Source organism: Nannocystis sp. RBIL2, from assembly GCF_026626745.1.
In the GTDB taxonomy this organism is placed as follows: domain Bacteria; phylum Myxococcota_A; class Polyangia; order Nannocystales; family Nannocystaceae; genus Nannocystis.
The window spans coordinates 5,202,702-5,228,456 of record NZ_JAPNJW010000002.1 but is presented as its reverse complement, the minus strand read 5'-3'; the positions used below and the strand labels follow the sequence as shown (position 1 = coordinate 5,228,456).

The window sequence follows — 25,755 nt, the reverse complement described above, 5'->3', positions numbered from 1 at the left end:
TAAATCAGGCTCATAGGTCTGGCGCGAACACGGCGAACAGCAACAGATCGAGCAGCTTGACGGCCGCGAGGGTGACGACGACGCCGACGAGGGCGGCGCCCAGGCGGCTGCGCGCGGGGCCCCGCCAGCGCAGCGCCAGGGGCGCCACGCAGGCGAGGGTGAGGGTGTGGACGACGAGGCCGGCGAGCACCGCGCTGCGCGGCGAGTGCAGCGCCAGCGGGTCGAGCAGCGACAGTCCTTCGGAACATGTCGCGAAGGACATGCGCTCGGCGCCGCGGACCAGCGCCTCGGAGATGACGAGCGGCACCAGCACCAGCGCCAGCGCGAGGTCGCTGGCGAGGCACCAGGCGGCCACCATGCGGCCGACGTCGCGCTGGCGGCGGCCGAGCTCGACGGCCTCGACCAGCTTGGTCGGATCGCCGTCGAGGTCGACGAGGCCGCCGGCCTCGCGCGCCGCCAGCGGCCCGGCGTTGATCGCCACCGCCACGTCGGCCTGGGCCATCGCCGGGCCGTCGTGGTTGCCGTCGCCGACCATCGCCACCCGCCGGCCCGCGGCCTGATGGCGGCGGATCAGCGCCAGCTTGCCCTCCGGCGTGGCCTCGGCCAAAAAGTCGTCGACGCCCGCCTCGGCCGCCAGCGACGCCGCCGCCGCCGGCGTGTCGGCCGTCGACACCACGGTGAACACCCCGCAGCGGCGCAGCCGCGCCAGCGCCTCGCGCACGCGGCAGCGCAGTCGCACCACCCCGAGCATGCGCGGGCCGTCGGCCACGCCGATCGCCACCCCGCCCTCGCCGGCGACCGCCTGCACCGCGGCGCGGAACTCGTCCGGCGGCTCGACGCTGCTGTGCTCGCGCACGAATTGACGGATCGCGTCGGCGTCGCCCTTGCGCAGGTGCCGGCCCGGCAGGTCGACGCCGGTCAGCCGCCCCGGCCCCGTGCCGGGCAGAAAGCGCGCCTGCTGCAGCCCCGACGGCACCAGGCCGTAGCGACGCTCGGCCAGCGCGACGATGCTGCGGCCCTCGGGTGTCTCGTCGGCCAGGCTGGCGAGGAACGCCGCGCCCGCCAGCTCCTCGACCGCGACCCCGGGCATCGGGATCAGCTCGTCGGCCTCGCAGTTGCCGCGGACCGCCACGCTCGCGCGCTCGAGCAGCAGCACGTCGACCTGGCCGAGCGCGCGCACCACCGAGGCCGCGCCGGTCACCACGTTGTGCTTCAGCAGGCGGCGGAAGGTCGCCACGTCGAGCGCCGCCTGCAGCCCGGCGAAGCTCGCCGGCACCGCGCAGGCCAGCAGCGCCAGCAGGTTGACCAGCGGCGCCGGATCGCCGGCCAGCACCAGAGTCGCCCACGGCTGCAGCGCCGCCCCGGCGGCCAGGCCGATCGCGGTCAGCGCCAGCAGCAGCACGCCCAGGCCCTGCGGCTCCTGGCGCGCGACCAGGCGGGCCCGCTCGGCCAGCGCCAGCAGCCGCTGGCGGAAGTCCTCGCCGGGGTTGCTCCACACGTCGACGATCAGCCAGCCGGTGAGGACCGCCGAGCCGGCCACCAGCGCGCGGCGGTCGGCCCCGCTCTCGCGCACCAGCGGCACCGAGCGCCCGCTCAGGGTGCTGCGAATCACCGCGCTGCCGGCCACCACCACACCGTCGGCGGGGATGTTGTCGCCCGCGGGCACGAGCACCAGATCGCCGCGGCGCAGGCGCGACGCCGGAATCACCTCGGCTTGCGCGTCGCGCCGCAGCTCTCGCAGGCGCCGCGCCATCAGGTCGCCCTCGTGTTGTAGACGAATCGTGAGGGTGCTGGCCCCCATTCGTACGAGGACGCCCGCGACCGCGAGCACCAGCAGCATCAGCCAGATCCACACCGACGTCGCGATGGTGAAGCCATCGGGGCGGAGGATCGCCAGCACCGTCGCCAGCGCGGCCGCGAGCGCCACCCCGAGCAACAGCGGCCGGCGCACGGTCAGGCGCGGGTCGAGCTCGCGCAATGCGTCGAGGATCGCCTGGCGGACGAAGAGGCGGCGCGCGGGAGATTGGTTGCGGGTGGTCACGGGTCCTCGGACACGACGCCATCGCCGGACGCGAGCGACGGCGTAGTTCAGGAATACGCGAAGTCGTCCGATCTTGCCGCAGACTCGGGGGAGCGGGCCAGGGGGGTCCACACCCGGCCCGGGCCGGCGATAGCCCCGCACATGCGGCGGCGTGTCGGCCCAGACGCGAGAGTATCAATGTTCCGAGTCGCGGCCGAAGGCCTGCGCGGCTCGCTCACCCGCGGCCGGCGATTCAGAGCAGGGCACGCTTTTCGAACTCGCTGCGCAACTTGCTCAGCGCTTGCTCCTGCAGCTGACGGATCCGCTCGCGCGACAGCGAGTAGCGCTCGCCGATCTCCTTCAGCGTCATCTCCGGCTCGTCGTCCATGCCGACGCGCTTGCGCAGGATGTCGGCCTCGATCGGCGCCAGGGTCGCGAACGCCTCCTGCAGGCCTTCCATCAGCAGGGCGCTGTCGATCTGCTCCGACGGCAGCACCTGATTGTCGTCTTCGATGGTATCGAGGATCGTCAGGCCCGACTCGTCGGACAGCGGTTGGTCGAGGCTGATCGGCGCTTCCACCAGGGCCCAGCGCATGCGGCGGATCCGCTCGACGCTGACGCCGGTGAGCGTCGCGATCTCCTCGTCGGTCGGGCGGCGGCCGTGCAGCGCCTCGAACTCGCGGCGGGCCCGCTTCACCTTGTTGTACGCGTCGGTCATGTGGACCGGCAGGCGCACGCTGCGAGCCTTGTCGGTGATCGAGCGGCTGATGGCGTGGCGGATCCACCACGACCCGTAGGTCGAGAAGCGGAAGCCCTTGCGGTGATCGAAGCGATCGACCGCCTTCATCAGGCCGATGTTGCCCTCCTGGATGAGGTCCTGCAGCGGCATCGAGCCGTGGTTGAAGCGGCGGGCGATCGTCACCACCAGGCGCAGGTTGGCCTTGACGAACGCGTTCTTGGCGGCGACCAGCGCCACGTGGTTGGCGCGCACGGTGTTGAGGTATTGCAGGAAGGGCACGCTGCCCTTGCGCGGCAGCTTGACGCGCATGCTCAGGCCGTCGTTGTTGCCCTGCTCGACGTTGGCGAGGTCGGCGAGGATACGGTCGGACACCAGGCTGTCGACGTCGGCGAGGCCCATCTTCTCCGACAGCGCCTCACGAGCCGCCTCGAACGCCTTTTGATGGCTGAGCAGGTCGCGGTCGCGCAGCGCCCGGGAGGTGCGCTTCATCGTATCGAGCGCCTCGACCGGAGATACCTCCGCGGGCAGCACCTCGCGGGCGAGGTCACAGATACCGTCGATGAAGGGCGGATAATTCAGGATGGAGCGCCAAAAGGTGGCGCGCAGGCTGGCGATGCGCACCGCGGCGGCCAGCTCCTCGTCCTTGTTCATCACCTCGACTGCCGATAGCCCGCGGAAATAAGCGGCGAGCAGACCCTGAGCGTCGCTCACGTCGACGGGGATCGTCGGCAAGACGGTCTCTTCGAGCTCGGCCGGGCGCGTCGGCTCCTCGGCGGCAGCCGCGCTGCGACGCCGGCGAGTGGCGGTGGGTCGGGCAAATGCGACGGTCGAAGCGTGTCGATTCATGGGCGCAGCATTTCCTTGAAAGAGAGGGTGGTCCGGGCCACATTTGCGGTGTCGCGGTTGGGACCCGAAGTGCCGGCCGAAAATAATCGGCCGACGGCGAACTCGACGCCTTCAAGCCTAAGGGCAGCGATGATCAAGTGGGTATCAGGACTTCGAGACCTGACCTCAAGAACCTATCAATATCGGCGTTATGCTCGCAGAACGCCGGCTGCGTGCCCGTGATGCACATTCCACGGTGATCGCGACCACGGCGACGCAGCGACATCGCGCGCGCTGTCTTTACGCGTTGCGCGTCGGCATCGGCGCTCGCCTCGGGTCCTATCGCACCAGTCGCGAAAGACTTTCACGCTTTCTTGGCCCGCGCGCGCAGCTCCTGCGCGACGCCCTCGACGAGCCGCAACCACGACACGAACACCGTCACGCCGACGACGAGCGCCACGAGGCCGAGGCCGAGCAGCGCCGCCGGCGTGCGCACGAGGGTCTGCGCGAACAATCGCAGCAGGACGAAGGCCCCGGCGGCCACGCCGACCAGCGCGGTGAGCAGCGCCGTGGCCCGCTGCTGCAGCGCCGGGGCCTCGAGGCCGATCGCCGCGCGGCGCAGCGAGAGCAGCAGCGCCAGCGCGCCGACCAGCGCGACGACCTGACCGCCGGCCCCGGCGTACTTCAGCATGTCCGCGTACGCCAGCGTCTCCGCGCGCGAGGCCGACGAGTCCTCGGGCCACACCATCCACGCGTACAGCACCAGCGTCAAGACCTCGATCGCCGCGCCGAGGCCCATCGTCACCAGCGCGAGCCCCAGCGCGCCGCGCCCGGCCACCGGCGCGTCGGCGTAGCGAGTCAGCCCCGCGACCTGGGCGATAAGCGTCGGCAGCGGCACGACCAGCACCGCGAACAACAGCTTGCCGCGGGTCGCCGGCGAGGTCAGGCCGAACGCCAGAGTGACGACGACGCCGACCACCAACACCGTGACGCGGGTGACCAGCGCGCGGAAGTAGAGGTCGAGGCCCGCCGCGGCGGCGGTCAGACGATCGGCGGCAGGCTCGCCCGGGGCGACGCGGGCGAATGCCAGCAGCGTCGCCATCAACGCGCCGATGTCGGTGACGTAGAACGCGAGGAGCATCAAGCCGCGGCGCACGAAGTCGTCGGAGTCGACCTGCTCCGGCCCCAGCACGTTGGCCCCGACGATCAGCGCCAGGCGCAGCCCGTACAGCAGCGCCGCGAAACACCACGCCATCCCGACCCCGAGCCCCCAGGCCCGCCGCGCCCGCCACAGCGCCGCCAGCAGCAGGCCCGCGGCCAGCCGCTCCGCCGCGAGCGCCAGCGGCAGGAAGGTGCTCGCCAGCGCGGCGCCTGCCTGCAGGTCGTTCGCCACGAGCCGCTGGTACCAGAGCAGCACCGCGGCCCCCAGCACCATCGACACAGCTGACCCGAGGAACATGGCCCTCGCGCCAGCATCGGCGGTGCCCCGGCGCAGGCGCAGCAGGCCGACCACGGCGATCCCCGTCAGCAGCGCGCGCAGCGGCAGGTCGGCCCGGTCGAACCATTGCAGCCAGAGGAACCAGTCGAAGTCGCCCGCGGACCGGTCGAGATGGAGCCCCAGCAGCGGCATGAGCCGCCGCGCCACCTCGTACACGAGGTCGGTGGCCAGGACGACGAGCAGCGCCCAGGCGCCGGTGCGGGCCGCGTGGGCCGAGGGAGCGGGCGTCGACATCGCCGCGAGTATACCGACTTGACGCCCGCCGGGCGCAATTGCGACCATGAGTCGCGCGTGACCGCAGCTCAAGACGTCCTCCGCGAGCTCGAGGCCCTCGGCAGCGAGCAGACCTGCAAGACCTACCGCCGCCACGGCGTGACCGAGCCGATGTTCGGGGTCAAGTTCGGCGACCTCGAAAAACTGCGCAAGCGCCTCGGCCGCGACCAGGCGCTGGCGCGGGCGCTGTGGCAGAGCAAAAACCACGACGCCCGCGTGCTGGCCGCGATGATCGCCGACCCCGCCGCCTTCGACCTCGAGACCCTCGCCCGCTGGCAGGCCGAGGCGACGTGCCACGGGCAGACCGACGCCCTGATCGGTCACGTCGGCGCGCGTCTGCCGGCGGCGCCGTCGGCGGTCGCGGCCTGGCTCGACGCTACGGGCGAGTCGCAGCGGCGCGCCGGCTGGGTGCTGGTGACGCACCTGACCCAAGAGTCACCTGACCTCGAAGACAGCTTCTTTTCAGATTTGCTGCCCCGCATCGAGCGCGAGATCCACGAGGCCCCCAACCGCACCCGCGAGGCGATGAACCGGGCCTTGATCGCCATCGGCGCCCGCAGCGACGCGCTGGCCCGCCTCGCCACCGCCGCGGCCCGCAGGATCGGCCCGGTCGAGGTCGATCACGGCGACACCGACTGCAAGACCCCCGACGCGGTGTCGTACATCGCCAAGGCCCGCGAGCACCGCGCGAAGATGGAGGCGAAGCACGGCGGAAAGGCCGTCGCGAAGCCGGCGCCGGCGAAGAAGGCGACCGCAAAGAAGGCGACGGCGAAGACGCGAAGAGCTGGCGCGGCGGAGTGATCATGGACAGAGAAGCAGCTCGCAGCTGGATCTCGCGGTGCGGCTATCCCGGCTGGGTGAGCCTGGTCGACCAGGTCTTCGACCGCCTCCCGCCCGGACTGCAGGTCAAGCAGGTCTATCAAAAATGGGCCGAGCTGCGCTTCGACCTCTCCGACTACGACGAAGATTTCGAAAAATTCATCGTCGAGATCGCGGCGCAGAGCGCGACCCTTTGTGGTGTCTGCGGCGGCGCGGGGTATCACCACTGCATCGACGGCTGGGAAGAGACGATCTGCGACGTCTGCCGCGCGCGGGCAGAGACGCGGATCGACGGACCGCCGGGCAGCGACGAGGACTTCGAGCGCTGACCGCGAGTGACGATGGAAGGATTCAGTACAGCCTGCCGAGAATGCGTGCGGCCGCTCGGCAGCGAATGGGTCCAGGCAGGCGCAGGACATACCATTCCCCCGAGCGATCGCCGTACTCTTGCGATATGAACAGGGCCGTCCGGAGCGACGCAGGCCTGGCCGGACGACGGGTCAATCGGGCAGCGCACCGGGCCGGAGCCGCGCATTCATGCCCATGGCAGCGAGGGCCCTGCCGCGCCCGCTCGCCTGACGTCGCGCAGCTCTCGCCACTCGCGCTGGCGCTGCCGGCCAGCAAGGCCGGCCGGGGCGAACGACTCAGGGTCGCTTGATGCGCCCCGCTCGCGGGCTCTTCTTCGTCGCGGGCTTTTTCTTCGTCGAAGCGGCGCTCGCCGGCGTCTTCCGTGCTGCGGTCTTCTTCGCCGATGCGGTGGCCGGAGTCTTTCTCGCTGCGGTCTTCTTCGCCGAAGCAGCGGTGGCCGTAGACTTCTTCGCTGCGGTCTTCTTCGCTGAAGCGGTGGCCTGGTTCTTCGTCACGGTCTTCTTCGCCGAAGCAGCGCTCGTCGGACGCTTCTTCGCCGTGGTCGCCACCGTCTGCGTCGCGACACGCTCGGGTGCGCTCCCGGTGCTCGCGGCGTTTGACGCTGGCACGCGCACCACGTGCAGCGCCGTCCCGTCCTCCTGCCCGAGCACGCACACCTCCCCGGCGACCCGCGCGTCGGTCATATTGAACCCGTGGCGATTCGCCAGCTCTGCGCGGAGCGAGCCGTCGGCCAGCGAGAAGGCGGCCAGCGCCTGCCAGGTCCCGCCGGCCTTCCTCGCCGACAGCGTCACCACCGCGTCGGGGGTGACGAGCGGCGGCGCGAACGACGTCGCGGCCACGCGCTTCGTCCGCCAGCGCAGCTTGCCGGTCGCGAGGTCGAGCAGCGCCAGCTCGCCGAGCCGCGGCTCGAGCACCGCGACCACGTCCGCCCCCGCGTGCACCTGCACCAGGCTCTGCGCCTCCGCCCCCTTGAACGTGAAGCTCCACAGCGGTTTCCCGTCGGCCGGTCGCAGCCGCGCCAGCTTGCCGCCGAGGTTGGTCGCCAGCACCGTCTCCCCGAACACCGACACCACATTGTCGGTCGTCCACAGGGACCTGCCCTTCAGGTCATAGGCTCGCACCACGAAATCGAGCGTGCACAAAAAGCCGCCGGCGATCGCCGTCAGCCCGGTGGCGAGACCGCCCTCGACGATTTTTTTAAACTTCCCCGTCGCCGCGTCGGCCAGCACCAGCCGGTTGGTCGCGCCGAGCCGCTTCGACGCCGTCAGGAACGCGAACACCCCGTCGCAATACGCCGCCTCCGCCGCCTCCGCCGGGGCGGCCACGCGGCGGACCTCGCGGCCGCTGGCAGGGTCGAGGAACACCAGCGCGACCGCGAACGGCGGGTCGAGCCTGCGCGTCAGGACCACCGGGTGCCCGTCGAAAATGCCGACGAACCGGCTCCCGTCCTCGACCTCGACGTCCCACAGCGGCTCGCCCGCGAGCGACGCCGCCGCGAACCGGAAATCATCGCTCGACCAGTAGACCGCGCCCGCATCGACGACGCGGGGCGTGTGCAGCGCGGCGGTCAGCCTGGCGAGGGAGTGAAGGCCCGACGAGTGCTTCGGCATCGAGCCGCGAAGCTATCACGACGGCGATCCGGATGCGCGGGCCTCAGGGCGCCGGCCAGGTCATCAGCTGCGGGTCAGGCCAGCGGAACGGGTTGCCCTCGGCGTCCGCGTCGGAAAAATGACCGCTGCAGCCATTGATGTTGCCGGGCTCGTTCAGCAGCGTCCAGAACGACCCGCACACCTGATCGGCGATGAACGCCCGGCACTCCTCCATCGTGTGCTGGCCGCTCTCGGGGTTCGTGTAATAAGCGCGCACGAACTCCCACGCGAGCGCCTGCAGGTCGGCGGCCGGCTCCGCGGGCACGCCCTGCGGCACCGGGGCGCCGATCGGCGAGCTGCGGAACACCGCGGCGTGGGTGACCAGCGCCGCGTAGTAGGCCCCGAGCGGCGTCAGGTGGACGTCGTCGCTGAACAGCTGGTCCAGCTTCTCGTTCACCGCACCCTCGATGCCAGCGACCTCGCCGGCGAGCGCCGCCTCGACCAGGTGGACCAGCGCCGCCCCGACTGGCAGCGTCGTCACGCGGTCGGGTCGGCCCTCCGCCTCGAGCGTGTGATTGACCTTGGCCGCCACGCACTCCCAGGCGAACAGCGCGTTCTTCTCGTGGGCGATCCACGGCTCCGGGTCCGCTTTGTTCATGCTCAGCCAGCTGTGATAGAGGAGCGTCTGGCCCGCCGGGTTGCCGTCGATCAGGCGGTCGTGGTAGTGGCGCAAGAGGCCGGTCGTGTCCTCCCACTGGATCGTGCCGAGGATGTCGTGCCGCTCGGTAATCACCAGAGTGTCGTAAAGCTCGCCGGGGCCGAGGGTCTGCGGCGCCTTGAGCTCGGCGATGACGTCCATGTCGCTGCCGTCGCGGTTCTTGCCGGTCCGGTAGCCGGGCCAGTCGAGGTTGTCCCAGCTGTTGCCGAGCGTGCGCACGCGGATCGGCGAGCCGATGCCGATCTGCTGATTATAATTAAAATCGTCGCCGAGGCCGGCCGCGATCTCGAGCATGAAGTCGGCCAGCGGGTTGTCGGTGAGGCTGTGCCCCGACAGGAACACGCGGGCGTGGTCGCGCTCGCTCCAGCCCGGATCGACGGGCGGATCGCCGGTGGTCTCGTCGGGGCCGGTGGTCTCGTCCGGGCCCGTCGTGCTCGCGGTGGTGGCGGACGGATCTGCGGTGGTCGGCTCGACGCTGGTCGTCTCGCCGTTGGTGGTCCCGTCGCCCGTCGTCGGCGCGGTCGGCCCGCCCGAGCTCGTGCCGCCCGTGGCCTCGCTGCTGCCGGTCGGGTCGCCTCCCGTCGGGCCCCCGGTCGACTCCGTGGTCCCGCCGGAACCTCCGTCCGGACAGGCGGAGAGCGCCGCGGCCACGGTGAGACCGAAGGCGAGCTGCAAGGAGCGACAGGAAGCGAGGGCAGGGTGCATGCGGCCGACGGTAGCCAAGATGGCCGGCGCTGTGCAACCTCGTACGCCGCTCGAAGCAGCGCCGAACCCCGCGATCGCCGCTCGCCATGGAATCATAGGACATGTCTTTTTAGACATATATCCATTCGACGACCCCGGCCACGCCGAGGACGCGAGCCCCCGCGCGCGGGGCTGCGCCCGCAGGCCTCACGCGCGCGACAGCGACGCGAGCTTCGGCTCGCCGCGGGTCGCCAGCCAGCCCGCGAAGTCGAGCAGGCCCGGGTGCAGGCGGCGGAGCGCGGGGATGTCGGCGCGGGTCCGGTAGCGCTCGATGAATGCCATCACCCGCCTCAGGGCGGGGTTGTGCTGGACGACCTCGGGCGGGCATCGCTCGTACGCGATCGTCCGGCCCGCGGCCCGGCCGAGCGCCGCGGCCAATTCCTCGCCGGTGCGCACGTCCCCGACCAGAGGCAGCACCGTGCCCGCGTGCGTCTGCGGATCGGCGAAGGCGATCGCCGCGAACTTGCCGATGTCGTCGGCCGCGATCAGCGGGACCGGGTCGTTCGGCCGGCCGAAGTACGCGACCTTGCCGCGCGAGAAGCCGAGCCCCTCCGTCACGAAGTTCTCCATGAACGACGCCGGCCGCAGGATCGTAGATCGTTGACCGATCGCCCGGATGTGCGCCTCGATCTCCCACTTGCTCGCCAGGTGCGGGACGTCGCCCGCATCGTCCGCGCCGTCGACCGACGTGTACACCAGGTGCGCCACGCCGGCCGCCTTCGCCGCGTCCGCCACGCTCTTGCCCTGGCGGACCTCGTCCTCCGGCGTCACTCCGTACTGCGCCTGGCCCGCGCTCGGCTGGACGCTGAACACCCCGTGGGCCCCGCGCAGCGCCGCGTCGAGCGACGCGCGGTCGTTCAGGTCACCGTGCACGAGCTCCAGCCCCGCCTCGGCCAGGGCCCGCGCCTTCGGCCCGTGCGGGTCGCGGACCAGCGCGCGCACGCGCCAGCCGTCCTCGATCAGATGCTTCGCAGTCGCGCCGCCTTGCTGGCCGGTCGCGCCGATCACGACGATGAAATCATTCCTCCGGGACATCGACACCTCCTCGCGGCGATGTCATAGATCTCCATCGCAGGACGAAAAATGGCCAAATCGCCGAGATTTCGATCCGATCGTCCAGAACTGGGCGTCGCCGCGGACCCGCTGACGGACGTGCTCGCGGCGATGCACGTCCGCAGCGCGCTCTACTTCCGCCTCGAGGCGACCGCGCCGTGGGGCGTGCGGTTCGTTGCGGTGCCGCACGCCAAGTTCGCGATGGTCGCGCGCGGTGGCTGCTGGCTGACGGTCAAGGGCGAGCCGGGGCCGATCGCGCTGCGCGCGGGCGATTGCTTCGTCGTCTCCGACGGCTCGGAGTTCGTGCTGCGCGACAACCTGCGCAGCAGCACGGTGCTGTGCCGGGAGCTCGCGCAGTCGATCGAGGCGGGCATCGTCCACCACGGCGGCGGCGGGGCGCAGACCGTGGTGATCTGCGGGTGGTTCACCTTCGACGCGTGGAGCAGCGCGCCGCTGATCGAGCTGCTGCCGCGCCTCCTGTGCGTGCAGACCGACGGCGCGCAGGCGGCCGCGCTGCAGGGGACGCTCGACCTGCTGGCCGCCGAGACCAGCACGGCCGCGATCGGCTCGCCGATCGTCGTCAGCCGCCTCGCCGACATCCTGCTGGTCCAGACGATCCGCGCCTATCATGCCTCGGGGGCGGCCGACGCGGTGGGCTGGCTGTCTGCGATCAAGAACCCGCAGATCGGTGCGGCGCTCCGCGCCATGCACCGCGACGTCGCCCACCCGTGGTCGGTCGAGGCGCTGGCCGGCGTGGCCGGCATGTCGCGCTCCGCCTTCGCCCTCCGCTTCAAGGAGCTCGTCGGGGCGCCCCCGCTCGAGTACTTGACCCGCTGGCGCATGTACAAGGTGGGCTGCGAGCTGCGCGGCGGGACCGCCAGCGTGGCCGACGCGGCGGCGCTGGTCGGTTACGAGTCGGTCGGCGCCCTGAACCGGGCGTTCCAGCGGGTCCACGGCGTCACGCCCGCGGCGTTCCGACGCGCAGTCGCAGCCGGCGAGCCCGCGCCCCGTCGATCTCGCCCCGCTATGCGGGAGGCCTGATCGTGTCGCGGCCGTCCGATCGGCGAAGTCGGCTGCGGCTGTCGCGGCGGCGGCCCGCCGGCCTGCGTCGACGTCGGCGGATCGGCGGTTTTCGGCCCACGAATCCGCGCATTCGTCCGTGTCGTGATTGTCGACGGTCAATGGCAGGGGTGTGACGCGACGACGATCGCGCGGGCGGGGCGTGACGCGGGCGTCACGGAGATCGGTGCGATCTGCTCGCGCAGCGATTCCTCGGGGTCGCCGAACCTCGCGGGTTGTTCCGAGCCCGCGGACGACCGCGGATCGACCGCCCTGACCCGCCAGGGCGGCGCGGCCCCGAGGCGCGAGCGCGCGATCGCATGCATACCTGCATCCGCGGCCGTCCCCGCTCCCGAGGTCCGGTCGGGGTCACGCGGCTTGTCTGCGGCGAGCTCGGCGGCGTACCTTGCGACGCACGGGTGGAGGCGCGAACGCGATGGTCGAGAACACGCGGCTGAGCCGGCGAATCGTCTACCTGCCCCTTGGGGCAGCTCTCTTCGCGTTCGGGTGTTATGCCCCGGACGCCCAGGTCGACACCGAGGGCCCCGCGACGACCGGGTCCGAGGGCACGTCGACCACCACGGACGGCGAGACGCCGACCACGGACGCGCCGACGAGCACCGCCGGCACCGGCACCACCGGCGAGCCGAACGGCGACTGTTATTCGACGCGCGACTTCTTCGCCGACAAGGTGTGGGCGAAGGGCATGGGCACGCTGTGCGTGCAGTGTCACGAGCCGACCGGCTCGGCGGCGGCGAAGGGCGCCAAGTTCCGCCTGCTCACGCCCGTGTACCCCGGCTTCATCGAGGCCAACCTGGCCAACATCCAGGGCCTGGCCGGCTACGAGTTCGAGGACACCCCGCTGATCCTCGCCAAGCCGAGCGGCGTCGTCGAGCACGGCGGCGGCGCGGTGCTGCCGGCCGAGAGCGAGCTCTATGAGAACATCGAGGCGCTGCTCGAGCAGCTCGAGGACCCGATCGAGTGTCCGCCGCCGACCGCCGGCGAGAGCTTCCCGGACGTAATCCTGCTGGACCCGGTGGAGACGCTGCGCAAGGCCTCGCTGCACCTGGTCGGCCGCCTGCCGCTGGAGGACGAGATCGCCGCGGTCGAGGCCGACGGCGAGCCCGGCCTCGCGGCTGTCCTCGAGGACATGATGACGGAGGAGGCGTTCTACGCCCGCCTCACCGACGTCTTCAACGACACGTTCCTGACGGACATGTACTACGGCGGCGGCTCGCTGAACAACATCAACGCGGGCACGCCCGACTGGCCGAACGTCGCCAAGTACTTCGACAAGATGAACCCGATGCCGGACGATCAGAAGCAGCGGATCCACCGCGCCGTCGCGCGCGAGCCGCTCGACCTGATCAACTACATCGTCCGCAACGACCGGCCCTTCACCGAGATCCTCACGGCCGACTACACCGTCTTCACGCCCGACTCGGCCTTCATCTACGGCGTCGCGGCCCGCTTCGAGGACCCGAACGATCCGACGGAGCTCAGGCCCGGCGTCCTCAAGGTCACCCGCAACGGCAAGGAGATGACCTACCCGCACGCCGGCGTCCTGACCTCGCCGATGTGGCTCAACCGCTTCCCGACCACGCCGACGAACCGCAACCGCCACCGCGCGCGCAAGGTCTACGACCAGTTCCTGGCGACCGACGTGCTGGCGCTGGCCAGCCAGGCGATCGACCCCGACGCCGGGGCCGCGTTCGCCAACCCGACGCGCGACGACGCGACCTGCGCCCAGTGTCACATCACGATCGACCCGATCGCCGGGGCGTTCCAGATGTTCGACAAGAACAACCAGGAGTTCCTGCTCGAGAAGCCGACCTGGTTCCCCGAGATGTTCGCGCCCGGCTACCAGTTCGAGCTGATGCCGACCGACCAGTCCGCCACCGGCGTGCAGTGGCTGGCGCAGAAGGTGGCGAACGACCCGCGCTTCGCCCTGTCGGCGACGTACAAGATGTACCAGGCGCTGACCGGCGAGGAGCCGGCGCGCTACCCGACGAACGCCGCCGCCCCCGACTACATGCAGCAGCTGGCCGCGTGGGAGACCCAGGACACCTTCATGCGCGCGGTCGCGGCCGAGTTCGTGGCCGACAACCACAACCTCAAGACGATCATCGTCAAGCTGATCCTGAGCCCGTACTACCGCGGCGTGCAGGTCGCCAACGAGCCGAGCGAGGAGCACAAGGCCGAGCTCGCGCACGTCGGCACCGGCCGGCTGTCGACCCCGGAGCTGCTGGCGAAGAAGGTGATGGCGACCACCGGCGTGCGCTGGGGCGGCACCGGCGACCTGCTCAACGGCGAGTACAAGCTGCTCTACGGCGGCATCGACTCCAACGCGATCACCCAGCGGCTGACGAGCATCAACCAGCTGATGGCGAGCGTGGCCCAGCGCATGGCGGTCGAGGTGTCGTGCAGCGCGACCGCGTTCGACTTCACCAAGCCGGCCGCGGAGCGCCTGCTGTTCCCGCTGGTCGAGGCGACTCACTCGCCCGACTTCCAGGAGGCGGAGATCAAGGCCAACATCCAGCACCTGCACCTGCGCATGCTGGGCGAGGACCTGGCGATCGACGACCCGGAGATCGAGCGGACCTACGACCTCTACCGCGAGACGTGGCTGGCCGGCGCGCAGAACATCGCCGACACGATCGAGGGCAAGGGCCTCGGGCCGTGCGGGGCGACCAAGGACCCGAACACCGGCACTGCCCTGCCCGACGAGCAGAAGCTGACGAACGACGACGCCTACACCATCCGCGCCTGGCAGGCCGTCATCGCCTACATGCTGTCGGACTTCGCCTTCCTGTACGAGTGAGTCAACCCAGCGAGATCGGAGAGTTACGACCATGGATCGCCGCAGCTTCCTCAAGATCGCCGCCGGGACCGGACTCGCCGTCGCCCTGCCGCGCCACGCCCGCGCCGCGCTGCCGCCCTACAAGGGGCCGTTCTACGTGATGATCAGCGCACGCGGCGGCTGGGACCCCGTGTACCTGTGCGACCCCAAGCCCAAGGGCACGTTCAACCGCCACTACGACTACGACCCGGCCGACCCGACGGCCATCGGTGACATCCGCTACGCCGACATCCCGGTCCCCGCCAACCTGGTGACCGACCCGCTGTCGCTGCCGTACATGATGAAGAACGCCGACTTCTTCGCCAAGTACGCCAGCAAGATGGTGGTGATCAACGGCCTCAACATGGCGACCAACAACCACGACCGCGGGGTCGTGACGATCTGGTCGGGTCGCGGCGACGGCAACTACCCCAACTTCGCCGCGCTGGTGGCCGCGACGCGGGCGCCCGAGCACCCGCTGGCGTTCATCTCCGGCGGCGGCTACTCGGGCACGGGCAACCTGATCCCGGTCACCCGCCTCAACTCGGTGGCCTCGTTCCGCAAGCTGGCCGAGCCCAACCGCGTCAACCCGGCCGACCCGAACAACACGACGACGTACCTCCACCAGGACACGTTCGACCGCATCGCTCAGGCGCAGCAGGAGCGCCTGGCCGCGTTCAAGGCCAAGCAGAACCTGCCGAAGATCGAGGCCGCCGCCGGCCAGCTGTACCTCGCGCGCGGCAACCTCGACCTGCTGTCGTCGGTGGCCCTGCCGGACACGCTCATCGACCTGCCCAACGAGATGGGCGACCTCGAGCGCATGGCCCAGCAGACGCAGTTGGCGATGGCGGCGTTCACCGCCGGCCTGGCCGTCGGCGTGAACCTCGAGATCGGCGGCTTCGACACCCACGCCAATCACGACACCGTGCAGGTGCGCCAGCTGGCCAAGCTGAACTGGGGCATCGACTACGTGATGTCGCAGGCCGCGATGGCCGGCATCGACTCCAACCTGATCGTCATGGTCGGCTCCGACTTCGGCCGCGGCAAGGGCTACAACGGCATGGACGGGGGCTCGGGCAAGGACCACTGGCCTGTCTCTTCGGCCATGTTCCTCAGCGGCAACCCGGGCCTGATCGGCGGCGGCGGCCGGGTCATCGGCGCGACCACCGAGGCCGAGCAGCTGCCGATCGGCATCGACCCCGACACCCTCGAGCTCGACGAGTCCGAGGACGGCATCGTCCTCACCGCCCCCCACGTCCACCTGGCCCTGCGCCAGCTCGCCGGGGTGGCCGAGAGCCCCGCGGCCAAGAAGTTCGGCATCATCACCGACATGCTGCCGCTGTTCGGCTGAGCGGCGGAGCTGTCCGAATGGGCAGATGAATGCGACGGCGGCGCCCCGGTGCCGCCGTCGTCGCGAGCAGCGCCTGACGGCACATGTCTTGAAGGACATCTGCATCGACCTCGCCAATTCCGGGTCGCCTGCGGCAGCGCCGGCGTCGCTCCGGTCCTCGCTCGGGATCGGCGATCACCCGCACCTCCGCCGCGGCACCGTCTTCGAGGTCGGCGATCGGCCCCTGGAACATCATCGGCAGGTTCCTGCGGTCATGCTGGACCGCGATCGACCGACAGCGGCAGCGCGACCGGCGCGGTACTGGCACTCGGAGCCGTGACCCTCGTGCACGAACTGCAGCGAGCGGACAATTTTTGTGACCGCTCCGGCTACTTCAGCCCGAGGCAGCGCTGCGGCGTCGTTCGAGCCCGATTCGGACCTCGTCTTCGTGCATGCCGGGAAAGTCGCAGGATCTACTTATGCTCGGCGCTTCACTTGTTACCCCCACTAGGTCATTCGGCCCTCCCTCGTGCTCGCCACGTCGCCGTGATCGTCGCCCGCAGCGTGGCGAGGGCCTCGGCCGGCTCCGAGAGCGCCTCGGGCGCGAGCATGCCCGCCTGCAGGCCCACTTCCACGAGGTTCTGGCCGAGCTGCGCGGGCGCGATGTCACGCACCTCGGCGCGCCGCAGCGGGCGGCGCGTGAGCGCCTGATCGAGGAGCTCGCGCGTTACGCTCGCGAGGGCCGCTTCCCACGCAACTACGTGTCGCGCGAGCCGCTCCCGATCTTCATCGACCCGCACGGCACGCGTTGCGCGATGGCGCGGTTGATTGAGTCGACCGGGCACGCGGCGCTGGTGGCCCGAGTGGCGACGCACCGCAACTTCGCGCTAGTCCGCGAGCTGGAGGGCGATGCGGCGCTGCAGGCGTGGCTCGACGAATTCGGGCTCACGGCGGCGGAGGCCGGGCGGATCCAGCCGGAGTACTGCTTCCTCACGAAGGCCGAGGACTGCTTTTGCAACCAGCTGGGCTCTGAGGGTACCCAGGCGGTGCTCGAGGGCGTCGTCGTCGAGGGGCCGAGCCCCGAAGAGGTCGGGGTCCGTGTCGACGCGGTCCACGGCACGACGACAGCGAAGGTCGGGGACATGGTCACGGCCGACGTCGTCCATCGCGGCGGCGAGACCCCGATCGGCCACCCCGTGCTGGTCGCTCAGGCGGGTGACTTCAACACCCTCATCAGCCTCGAGCTCGATGATCAGTTCGTCGCCGCCTGCAGCTCGGAGGTGCCGCCGCTGGCGAAGGAGGCGGCGATCGCCGGCCTGCTCGCGGAGAGCGACGCCCAGTGCATCGCCGCGTTGAAGGAAGAGTCCTCGGTGTGGGGAGAGTCGATCTGCGAGGACGATTCCGGCTGCGGTTGCGTCGCGCAAGAACGGGGCGCGAGCGGGCCACTCTTGGTCTCGACGGTCCTGCTCCTGGTATTCTCGCGCCGTCGGCGACGTCGATGACGCGAGCTCGGCGGCCAACGCCCCCGGCCGCCGATGTGCGAACGGCCCGGAAGACCGACGCTCGACCGCTGCTGCTCTGCGTCGCGGCGACGGTCCCGCCAGGTGCAGGCCGGCGAGCCCGAGTCCGCTTGTCATTCGGGGCGCCAGCGACATCCCTGGGCGGCGTCGGCAGGGGCGACGCCGGCGGCGCGCTGTCACGATTGCCGATCGCCGGAGCTCGCCAGCGAGCCCATCGGAGAGGAGGCTCAACCATGCACCGAGTACAAGCGGGCGGCGAGTCGCGGCATTGAGCACCTGCCGGGACATATGATCGGAGAGCATGAGCCCGAAGGTCAGCGTAAAGACGACTCAGGCGAAGATCCGCGGCACCTTCGGCGTGCCCTCGATATCGGCGTCGATGATGGTCACCTCCGCCCTCGAGAGCGAGGTCGTCCGGATGCGTCGCGGCATCGCCAGTCAGGCGGCGCGCTGCGTGAGCCCCTTCTGGCCCGGCGTGCGGTTCGAAGCGAAGCACTTCCGGGCCGCCGGTCCGGTGGACGCGCATGGCTCGTTCTCCTGTTCAACAACCCTGATTATTCGCCGCTCCCCGGTCGTGTCCAGCGCGCTCGACCGGATCCGTTCAAGCGCCCGCGACTGTCTGCCGCGCGTCTGCTGCTCACTCGCACGACCCATTCGGCCGAGCTGATCCGGCACTGGAGGCCTCGCGCGGCGCGTCCGCCGGCGGGCCAAGGGCGGCATCCAGGTCATCGGCGTCGGCGGGGCCTCACGGGGCCGCCGTCGCCGCGAGCGGCCTTCTAGCTGCTCCAAAGGACAGGTAGACGGCGGCGCGGCCAGGACGGCGAGCGGCGCGGCGCCCAGTCTTCACTGACAGCCGTCCCCGGGCTCGCCTGCGCGCTCTTGCGCGATGCTCTGGCGGAAGCTCCCGGTCGCCCCGGTCTTCCACGCCGGCTCTTCTTGCAGAGGCACGTTGCCGGCGTCGTCGACGTCCGTGCCGTGATGGGTGTACTGCGTCCACACCGAGCGGGCCCCCGGCGAGTCCGGGCCGCGCCCGGGGCGGTACGTGTACACGCCCTGGCGCGGCACGAATTCGGGGTCGGCCGCGAGGCAGCCGGTGTTGTTCCGCTCGTCGCTCAGGTTGGCGATCACCAGCACCTCCGCCAGCGCGTCGCCGTCGATGTCGGCGATCACGGGGTATTCGTGGCTCGTCCCGCTCGAGTTGCGGATGGTCGTGCGCACCGTCCCGTCGGCGCCGTCGATCAGTCGGAACGCGCACTCGTCCTGGTGTGCCACCTCGAGCCGGCCGTCGCCGTCGAAGTCGAACACCGACGCGGCGTTGCTCGCCGACGACATGTCCTGCGTCCTGAGCACCCAGCGGGCGAACATCGCCCCGGGCGCGGGCTCGATGACGTCGGAGTTCACGATCTCCTCGTCCGGGCGCGCGAAGTCGTAGACCGCGTAGGCCATGCCACCGCTGACGCCGACCTCGAGCCGGCCGTCGCCGTCGAAGTCGGCGATGGTGGCCGGGCCGCCGAGGTTGCCGCCCTTGATCGGGATCGGCTGGGTGCGCTTGCCGTCGTCCTCCGCGCACGCCTCGCCGGACGGATCGACGCCGCACCACAGCTTCCCGGTCGCGCCGTCGATCACGCGGATGTCGGGCCACGCGGTCAGCACCACCTCCGGCGTGCCGTTGCCGTCGAGGTCCGCCACCGCCGGAAACCCGTCGTTGCCGCGACCGCTCGTGTTCTGCCACATCAGCGACAGCGTCACCTGCGGCGGGTCGCCGGGCACCCACGTCACGCGCCACGCCTCGCGCCCGCTCACGATCTCCGGCGTGCCGTCGCCGTCGAGGTCCACCACGGTCGCCAGGCCGCCGGGGTAAAGCGCCAGCCCGTCCTTCTCCGGCACGCCGGCCTCCGCGCCGAACCCCGGCTCGTTCCACACCACCAGGCCGTCGTGATCGAGGATCGCCGCGCCGAGAACGATCTCCGCCTCCGGATCGTCGTCGAGGTTGGCCACCGCCGGCGCGCCGTTGTCGAAGCGGAACCGGGCGATCTCGCCTTCGGACAGGTGCGCCGTCCACAGCGGCTTGCCCGTGCCGTCGACCGCGTGGATCGGCGCCAGCGAGCCGGGCCCCTCGACTCGTCCGACGTAAATGATGTCGGGCACCTGGTCGCCCGAGACGTCGGCGAGGGCGAGCGTGGCGCGAGCATTCGAGCCGAAGCGGCCCTGGGCCGGGTCGTGCGCGATGTGCCATTTTTCGCTGCCGGTCGCCCCGTCGAGCAGGACGATCTCGCCGGCCTTGCTGCTCCACGGACCGGCGTTGACCACCACGTCGGTGAAACCGTCGCCGTCGACGTCGGCGACGAGCGGCAGCGACAGCACCTCGCGCTCCGTCCATTCCCACGCCCCGGGCGCGTCGAACGGGCCCTCCTTGCAGGCGATCGAGTCGTTGCATCCGAGCGCCGCGAGCGCGAGCGACGCGGGACCGACGCAGGCAGCGACGACGGCGACGGACGACTTCAGCGCGCCGAGGATGCGCGACGCACGGCCACCAGGAAAGCGCCCGTGCAGCCCTCCGCTACGGGTCGCGCGGCTGTCGGTGAACGGTCTGCGGCTCCTCATCACTTCACCATGCCTCTCTCGCGCTGCGAGCTCTGGACATCCTCAGTTGTAGTTGCCGCCGCCGCGGAAAAAATTGGAGGAGACAGGCGAATATTTTCGCGCGGGTGGGCTGGCTCTGGCTCCACGAGGGAAGTGATTCAGGCGGGGCTTGCTTGGCCCCGCCGGTGTAGGCCGCGGCCACCGCGTCACGATGCGGTTCGTCGCCCACTCACGATTCAACGCTCCCGGAGCGAGGCAGTCCGCGAGTCATCCTGGGTCCGGAATCCCGCACCGAAGCGGCCGGCGAGCTTGGCCATGTGTTCAGGCGAAACGGGTGACGCGACGACTCCTGTCAAACGCGGCATGCCCTTCGCGCTCACGAGCGCAGCGATGACAGCATCCAGATCGGTTCCCTCGACCTCCTCATCCTGACTCAGTGCCGTTGCGTCGAAGTCGAGGTGTAGCTCGGTGAGGTTGGGCAAGTCGGCGCGGCCGAGGCTGTCCGCGGTCGTGTGGTTGACCTCCAGACGGAGCTCGCGCAGGCGCGGCAGTCGCCGAGCGACGAGACCTCGCTGCGACGCCGCGAGATCGTTGCTCAGGGTCAGAGACTCGAGTGCGGCAAGAAGTCGAGACCGTCCAAACCCGGTGAGGGCCGCGCTCGAGAGATTGCAGCTCCGTAGGCGCAGGTGGCGGAGAGCGGTCAGGTAGGGAGACGCGACGAGGGACGCGAGCTCGTCATCCTCGACCCGCGAGAGGACGAGGTGCTCGACGGTCGTCATGCGTGCCGAGCCGGCGACGATCGCAGCGGCTCCCGAGACGTCGCCCAGACCGAGATGCGCGACGGCCAGGCGCGGCGACGTGATGAGCGCCGAGAAGCCGGGGCCAGGCACGGCCGAATCGCCGTCACCGTCGAAGCCGAGGCAGCCCTCGAGATCGAGCCCACGAAGGCGAGACAGGCCCCGGGCCCGGGCCAGGGCGTGACAGCCCTCTTCGCCGATCGCGGAACGTGCGAGGTCCAAGTAGGCTAACGCGGGCAGGTCGAACAGACGACTCAGCCCCGCCGGGCCGATGCCGACGCGGGGGAGCGCGAGGCTCTCCAGCCGCTCGAGACCGGCACCGGCGAGGAGGTCGGCCAGATCATCACCCACGGGGATGTCACCATCCTGAGCGTCGGGCATAGCGAGGCCGAAGCGGCGCAAGTTGGTCATCTTGCGCCGAGCCAGCGGCGCGTATGCCTCGAACGTGTGGAGCCCGACGGCCAGCTCGAGCTCGTCCAGGTGGTGCAGGAACGGCGACGCGAGCACCTCGGCGACCCCCGTGGCACCGAGCCAGTTGCAGTCGATGCGCAGCTCGGAGATGGCCCGTAGCCGAGAGCACCGAGTGAACGCGGGCACCAGGTCCTCGGACCCGAAACGCTCGTGGATCCAGGCGCGATGGAGGTCGATCCAGGACGCGGCGACTTCCCTCTCGATGCCGCGAGCCATGCGGCCGGCCAGGACTTCGTCGAGTCGAACGAGACCCACCACGGACAGACGCGACTCCACGGCGACGTCATCGCGGAGCAGCTGTCGCGCGGCGAGCTCGCGGGGCCAGGGCTGTTGGAGCATGGTCGGCAAGGTATCGACGAATCCGGCGCGGCGGCAAGTGGCGATCGCGCGAACGGCTTGACCGTCGATGGCCCTTGCGCTCCTACTCTTCTCCGTGACCAGCAAGCGCGTGCCCGGTGGGGTGGTACACAAGCTCCCTGTAGACCTTCGTGAGGCGCTGCTCGCGAGCTCCGCGGCGCTCGCTGCCTGGAGGGACATCACACCCTTGGCACGCAACGAGTTCATCTGCTGGGTCGAGGACGCGAAGCAAGCGATGACGCGAGAGCGCCGCATTCGCAGGACCCGAGATGAGCTGGAAGAAGGCCAGCGCCGGCCCTGCTGCTGGCCGGGGTGCAAGCACCGCGAGCGAACGGGTGGGTGAGCCTCCGCCCTCTGCCCGCGACGAGGGTGCCTCGAATGTCGCCCCCGCGGAGAATGGGCGCGAGCCGCAGCGCAAGTTGGTATGGATAGGGTCCGGGATCGGCGTCGCCGGCACGCCGGCGAATGTGGATACTCCGGTCGCCGCCTACTCGACGCGTGAGCCCGGTCGACGATATTTCAGAAGCTGTCAAGTCGTGGCGCCCCTTTCCTGGGTCCAACAAAACAACCAACGTTCCCGGGGTTCTCAGCCCCCTGGACGATGTTAAGCGCGTTGTAGGCGCCGGAAGGCCTATAGAAGCCCACGGAGGACCCCCGGCGCGAGGATCTGGTGTGGCGTTCGATGCGCCATTCCAAGATCAGACCGGTGAACGCTCGGACCTCTGATTGCGCTTTCTCACTGTAATGAGGCGAATCGCGGGTCCTGCCTAGGAGGACTGCGCGTCCGCTTGCGCGGCGACCGCCGCCGCGCATGTCCGTGGAGACATGTGTCACGGCCAATGGCCGTTTATTGACATGTCTGTAAGGGCATGTTCAAAAAGACATATGTGCAATCACCGCCGCGCGCGCAAATGCGAGCGCGGAGGACACGCATCATTGACGCTTTCTTGAGCCGGCGAGATGGTGGGCCGAGGAGGTGTCTCGATGATTCTCGCAAGGACCCTGGCGAAGACGACGATGTGCGTGGCTGTGCTCGCTGTCGGCTGTGTCAACGAAACATATGGGCCGGACGAGGAGGAGTCCCACGAATGGCATCACCTGAACCTCGCTGCGGCTGACAGCGGCGGCGACACCGGCGGCGACAGCGACACCGGCGGCGACACCGGGGGAAAAGAGGGGGAGGCCGGCCTCGACGGCGCGACGGTGGTGGGGGTCGAGACCCTCAATGTCACGATCCCGAAGTCGCTGCACGGGCAAGCGCTGGACATCCCGGCCAAGCTGGTGCGCCCGAAGTGGTCGAAGGCGGTCGGCAAGCGGCCGGCGATGATGGTGCTGCACGGCTCCGGCGGCCTGCTGAAGGACGGCAAGACCAAGGACGCCCCGTGCAGCGACCAGATGGAGTCGCAGTTTGCCACCTGGTCGGATCGCCTGGCCAAGATGGGCTACACCGTGCTGCTGCCCTCGAGCTACTCGGCCCGCGGCTTCTGCGACAAGCACAGCCAGGCCTCCAAGATGCCCAAGACCTTCGACACCAACACCGAGCAGATCATCGGCCGGATCTACGACCTCGACGCCGCCTCGCGCTATTTGTGCCAGCGCCCCGAGGTCGACTGCGAGAGCATGGGCCTGCTCGGCTTCTCGCAGGGCGGGACGATGACGATGCTCGGCGTCCACTGGCAGCTCGAGCACGCGATCCAGTACTTCCGCCAGACCAAGGGCGGCACCGTGGACGTCCAGGTGCCGGACCTGAAGCCCGGGCGGCCGGAGTTCCAGGTCGGGATCGCCTACTACCCCGGCTGCGGCTTCGACGGGGCGGTGCCGCTGTCGACCAGCACCAACGCGGCCGTCGAGAACAAGTACCTGCCGACCGCGCCGCTGTTCGTCCTCCACGGCAGCGAGGATTCGCTGGTCGAGCACTGCAGCACCAAGTACGGCACCGGTTCGCGGGAGGTCCAGGCCGGCCAGGTCGCAGCCAAGACCAAGGTGCCGAACCTCTACGGCATCACGGTCTACCCGAACGCCGGCCACTCGTTCGACAGCGCCGGCGACAAGGCCGACGGCGGGACGCCGGCGGGCAACCTGGCCGCCAAGGATGCGGCGCTGAAGGTCGCGCTGAAGCAGATCGTGCTGGCCCTGGGCGAGTGACGCTCCGCCGGCGCGCCGGCGTGGATGATTTTCGATCCGCTGAATGTCCTCAGGGACAGGTCGATGACGCCTGTTCGACGGTCCAGCCATGCCGTCGAGCAGGCGTCATCTTTTTCATCGGGTGCGGTCGGCCGGCGTTCACGGGACGTCGCAGACGGTCCCGGCGACGCCGGGCTCGACGCACTCGATGCAGGCCTCGCCGGGGGCGACGGTGCAGCCGTCGACCGCGGCGAGGCCGGCGCACGGCCGCGAGAACACGATCGGCGAGCCCAGCGAGTCGAAGTGGAGCTCCTCGAGCGCGAACGAGCGGGCGGCGGTCCCCGCGTAGCCGCGGCCGACGCTGCTGTCGATGCCCTGCAGCCAGATCACCAGCTGGAATTGCTGCTCGGCGGCGGCCGCAGCGAGCGCGCAGTCGCGGGCGGCCTGCCACTCGGCGGTGTTGTTGTTCCACGGATCGACGACCCCGCAGTCCTGGACCGTGCCGCCGAGCACGTGGGCCCTGTCGGTGGTGATCTGGACCAGGTCGCACACGAGCACGCCGGTGGTCGAGTCGGTGGTGGTGCCGGGCCCGAGAGTGGTGGTGTTGGGCTCGCTGGTGCTGCCGGGATCGATGGTGGTGGTCAGCGGCTCGCCGGTGGTGGTGAAGACGCCGTCGGTGGCGCTGGTGGCCGGGCTATCGGTGGTCGGCCCGGTCGGGGTGTCGGTCGACGACATGCCGTCGGTGCCCGGCGCGGGGCCGGAGGTCGAGCCGGTCGTCGTGGTGGTGTCGGTGTCGCCGCCCTTGGGGCCGGGGACGCAGGCGGCGAGGGCGAGGACGAGGACGGACGCGCGCGAGGAATAAGCGAAGATCATGTCGGCAAACCTAACCCGACAATGCGCGATCTTCAACGGCGCGGCGCCTCCGAGGTAGCGACCAGCGTTCGGGCGCCGATTGCATGCGCGGGCGTGCACGGGAGCGAGCGCGTGCGAGCCCGCCACGGCGCCGGGCGAGGATCATGAAGGTGGAGCGGAGGATGACGCACCGATGGCCGCTCGCCGAGCTCGCCTATCACAGAGCTGACTCTTTGGACATGCTCTTCGGGGCATGTCCATTCGCTCTTTTAAATTATTGAACTGTCGGCTCGAGCGAGCCGGCCAGGCTCATGTCGATGCGGCTGCCGATCGCGCGGATCAGCGACTCGATCTCGGCGCCTTCGAGGCGGAGGGTGCGGGCCAGCTGGGCGCGGGTGTCGGCGTGCAGCTTGGCTTGCAACGCCTTGAGCCAGCGGGCCGCGGTCGAGCGGTGGACGTGGAACAGCGCGCCGAGCTGGTCCACGGTCAGGCGGTCGCGCAGGGACAGGCGCAGCAGGGTGCGCTCGCGGCTGTCGAGCGCGGCCACTGCGGCGCGCAGGGCGGCCCGCAGCTCGTCGCGGCAGCGCTCGCGCAGCAGGACGATCTCCGGGTCGTCGGCCACGGCCGCCTGCTCGAGCAGCTCGCCGTCGTCCTCGACCTCGTGGGCGGCGCGGCGCTTGGCCGAGCGGACCAGCATCAGCGCCTCGCGCACGGTCGCCACCCGCAGCCACGCGCGCAGCGGGCCGCGGCCGGAGTAGCCGGCCAGGCGCGGGGCCTCGCCTGTCTCTCGGACCAGGAGGCGCAGGCGCAGCCGCTGGCGCGCCTCGGCCCGCTCGTCGGCGCCGACCCCCACCGCCTGCAGCGCCGCGTCGAGGGCCTCGCCGTGGGCCGCCTCGAAGGCCGCCAGGGCGCCCGGGAGCGTGCGCAGGCAGGCGTCGGCGAGGGCGAGGTCGGCCCAGGCGACCGCGGCGAGGTCGACCTCGGGGGCCAGCCGCGGGGCCACGCGGGCGAAGAAGCCGGGCGGGTCGTCGGCGAACTCGGGCCAGGCCGCCTCGACCGCCTGCCACGCGCTCGCCAGCGCGGCCGCGTCGGTGCGCTCGCGCAGCGGCGGCGGCACTTCGCTCCAGCGCGCGACCAACTGGTCGAGGACCCGGGACATGGGAGGCGGATGCTACA

General features: G+C 70.5%; 19 protein-coding genes. 9 read left to right on the top strand and 10 right to left on the bottom strand.

The window, feature by feature from the left end; genetic code table 11:
• Positions 1–10: 10 nt before the first annotated feature.
• From OV090_RS45665 to OV090_RS45655, 3 genes are all read right to left on the bottom strand, one after another.
• Positions 11–2,041 carry an HAD-IC family P-type ATPase gene (locus OV090_RS45665; protein ID WP_267711304.1) on the bottom strand — a complete coding sequence of 677 codons (2,031 nt, stop codon included), beginning with the start codon at positions 2,039–2,041 and terminating at the stop codon, positions 11–13.
• Positions 2,042–2,273: 232 nt separating this feature from the next.
• Entirely contained in the window at positions 2,274–3,605 is a 1,332-nt protein-coding gene (locus OV090_RS45660) for a sigma-70 family RNA polymerase sigma factor (RefSeq protein ID WP_267711302.1), read from the bottom strand.
• Positions 3,606–3,948: 343 nt separating this feature from the next.
• Positions 3,949–5,316: a hypothetical protein gene (locus OV090_RS45655; RefSeq protein WP_267711301.1), complete on the bottom strand. Its 1,368-nt coding sequence runs from the start codon at positions 5,314–5,316 to the stop codon at positions 3,949–3,951.
• Between the two features lie 57 nt (positions 5,317–5,373).
• Here OV090_RS45655 and OV090_RS45650 point away from each other — a divergent pair, with 57 nt between their 5' ends.
• Both OV090_RS45650 and OV090_RS45645 read left to right on the top strand, forming a co-directional pair.
• A complete protein-coding gene (locus tag OV090_RS45650) occupies positions 5,374–6,156 on the top strand; it encodes a DNA alkylation repair protein (protein WP_267711300.1) in 783 nt (260 codons plus the stop codon).
• A 56-nt stretch (positions 6,157–6,212) separates the two neighbouring features.
• Positions 6,213–6,503: a hypothetical protein gene (locus tag OV090_RS45645; RefSeq protein ID WP_267711298.1), complete on the top strand. Its 291-nt coding sequence runs from the start codon at positions 6,213–6,215 to the stop codon at positions 6,501–6,503.
• 315 nt (positions 6,504–6,818) lie between these two features.
• Here OV090_RS45645 and OV090_RS45640 read toward each other — a convergent pair whose 3' ends face one another.
• The 3 genes from OV090_RS45640 to OV090_RS45630 form a co-directional block, all read right to left on the bottom strand.
• Entirely contained in the window at positions 6,819–8,153 is a 1,335-nt protein-coding gene (locus tag OV090_RS45640) for a PQQ-binding-like beta-propeller repeat protein (protein ID WP_267711297.1), read from the bottom strand.
• 43 nt (positions 8,154–8,196) lie between these two features.
• Positions 8,197–9,555, bottom strand: a complete 1,359-nt coding sequence (locus OV090_RS45635) for a hypothetical protein (RefSeq protein ID WP_267711296.1) — start codon at positions 9,553–9,555, stop codon at positions 8,197–8,199.
• Between the two features lie 186 nt (positions 9,556–9,741).
• On the bottom strand, positions 9,742–10,629 hold the full coding sequence (locus OV090_RS45630; RefSeq protein ID WP_267711294.1) for an NmrA/HSCARG family protein: 888 nt from the start codon (positions 10,627–10,629) through the stop codon (positions 9,742–9,744).
• Between the two features lie 48 nt (positions 10,630–10,677).
• Between OV090_RS45630 and OV090_RS45625 the strand changes: the two genes are divergently transcribed.
• From OV090_RS45625 to OV090_RS45605, 5 genes are all read left to right on the top strand, one after another.
• The gene (locus tag OV090_RS45625) at positions 10,678–11,688 is read left to right on the top strand and encodes an AraC family transcriptional regulator (RefSeq protein ID WP_267711293.1); all 1,011 of its coding nucleotides are present in this window, start codon (positions 10,678–10,680) and stop codon (positions 11,686–11,688) included.
• Between the two features lie 454 nt (positions 11,689–12,142).
• On the top strand, positions 12,143–14,527 hold the full coding sequence (locus OV090_RS45620) for a DUF1588 domain-containing protein (protein WP_267711292.1): 2,385 nt from the start codon (positions 12,143–12,145) through the stop codon (positions 14,525–14,527).
• Positions 14,528–14,558: 31 nt separating this feature from the next.
• Entirely contained in the window at positions 14,559–15,896 is a 1,338-nt protein-coding gene (locus OV090_RS45615; protein WP_267711290.1) for a DUF1501 domain-containing protein, read from the top strand.
• Positions 15,897–16,354: 458 nt separating this feature from the next.
• A complete protein-coding gene (locus tag OV090_RS45610; protein WP_267711289.1) occupies positions 16,355–17,377 on the top strand; it encodes a hypothetical protein in 1,023 nt (340 codons plus the stop codon).
• Positions 17,378–17,696: 319 nt separating this feature from the next.
• Positions 17,697–18,062, top strand: a complete 366-nt coding sequence (locus OV090_RS45605) for a hypothetical protein (RefSeq protein ID WP_267711288.1) — start codon at positions 17,697–17,699, stop codon at positions 18,060–18,062.
• 176 nt (positions 18,063–18,238) lie between these two features.
• Here OV090_RS45605 and OV090_RS45600 read toward each other — a convergent pair whose 3' ends face one another.
• On the bottom strand, positions 18,239–19,999 hold the full coding sequence (locus OV090_RS45600; protein WP_267711286.1) for an FG-GAP-like repeat-containing protein: 1,761 nt from the start codon (positions 19,997–19,999) through the stop codon (positions 18,239–18,241).
• Between the two features lie 215 nt (positions 20,000–20,214).
• Positions 20,215–21,585 (bottom strand): hypothetical protein, encoded by a 1,371-nt coding sequence (locus tag OV090_RS45595; RefSeq protein WP_267711284.1) that lies wholly within the window; start codon positions 21,583–21,585, stop codon positions 20,215–20,217.
• A 94-nt stretch (positions 21,586–21,679) separates the two neighbouring features.
• Here OV090_RS45595 and OV090_RS51335 point away from each other — a divergent pair, with 94 nt between their 5' ends.
• Positions 21,680–21,946 (top strand): YdeI/OmpD-associated family protein, encoded by a 267-nt coding sequence (locus OV090_RS51335; protein ID WP_346660419.1) that lies wholly within the window; start codon positions 21,680–21,682, stop codon positions 21,944–21,946.
• 641 nt (positions 21,947–22,587) lie between these two features.
• The gene (locus OV090_RS45590; protein WP_267711283.1) at positions 22,588–23,748 is read left to right on the top strand and encodes a dienelactone hydrolase family protein; all 1,161 of its coding nucleotides are present in this window, start codon (positions 22,588–22,590) and stop codon (positions 23,746–23,748) included.
• A gap of 138 nt (positions 23,749–23,886) precedes the next feature.
• Here OV090_RS45590 and OV090_RS45585 read toward each other — a convergent pair whose 3' ends face one another.
• A complete protein-coding gene (locus OV090_RS45585) occupies positions 23,887–24,600 on the bottom strand; it encodes a hypothetical protein (protein WP_267711282.1) in 714 nt (237 codons plus the stop codon).
• 253 nt (positions 24,601–24,853) lie between these two features.
• The gene (locus tag OV090_RS45580; RefSeq protein WP_267711280.1) at positions 24,854–25,738 is read right to left on the bottom strand and encodes a transcriptional regulator; all 885 of its coding nucleotides are present in this window, start codon (positions 25,736–25,738) and stop codon (positions 24,854–24,856) included.
• Between the last annotated feature and the right edge of the window lie 17 nt (positions 25,739–25,755).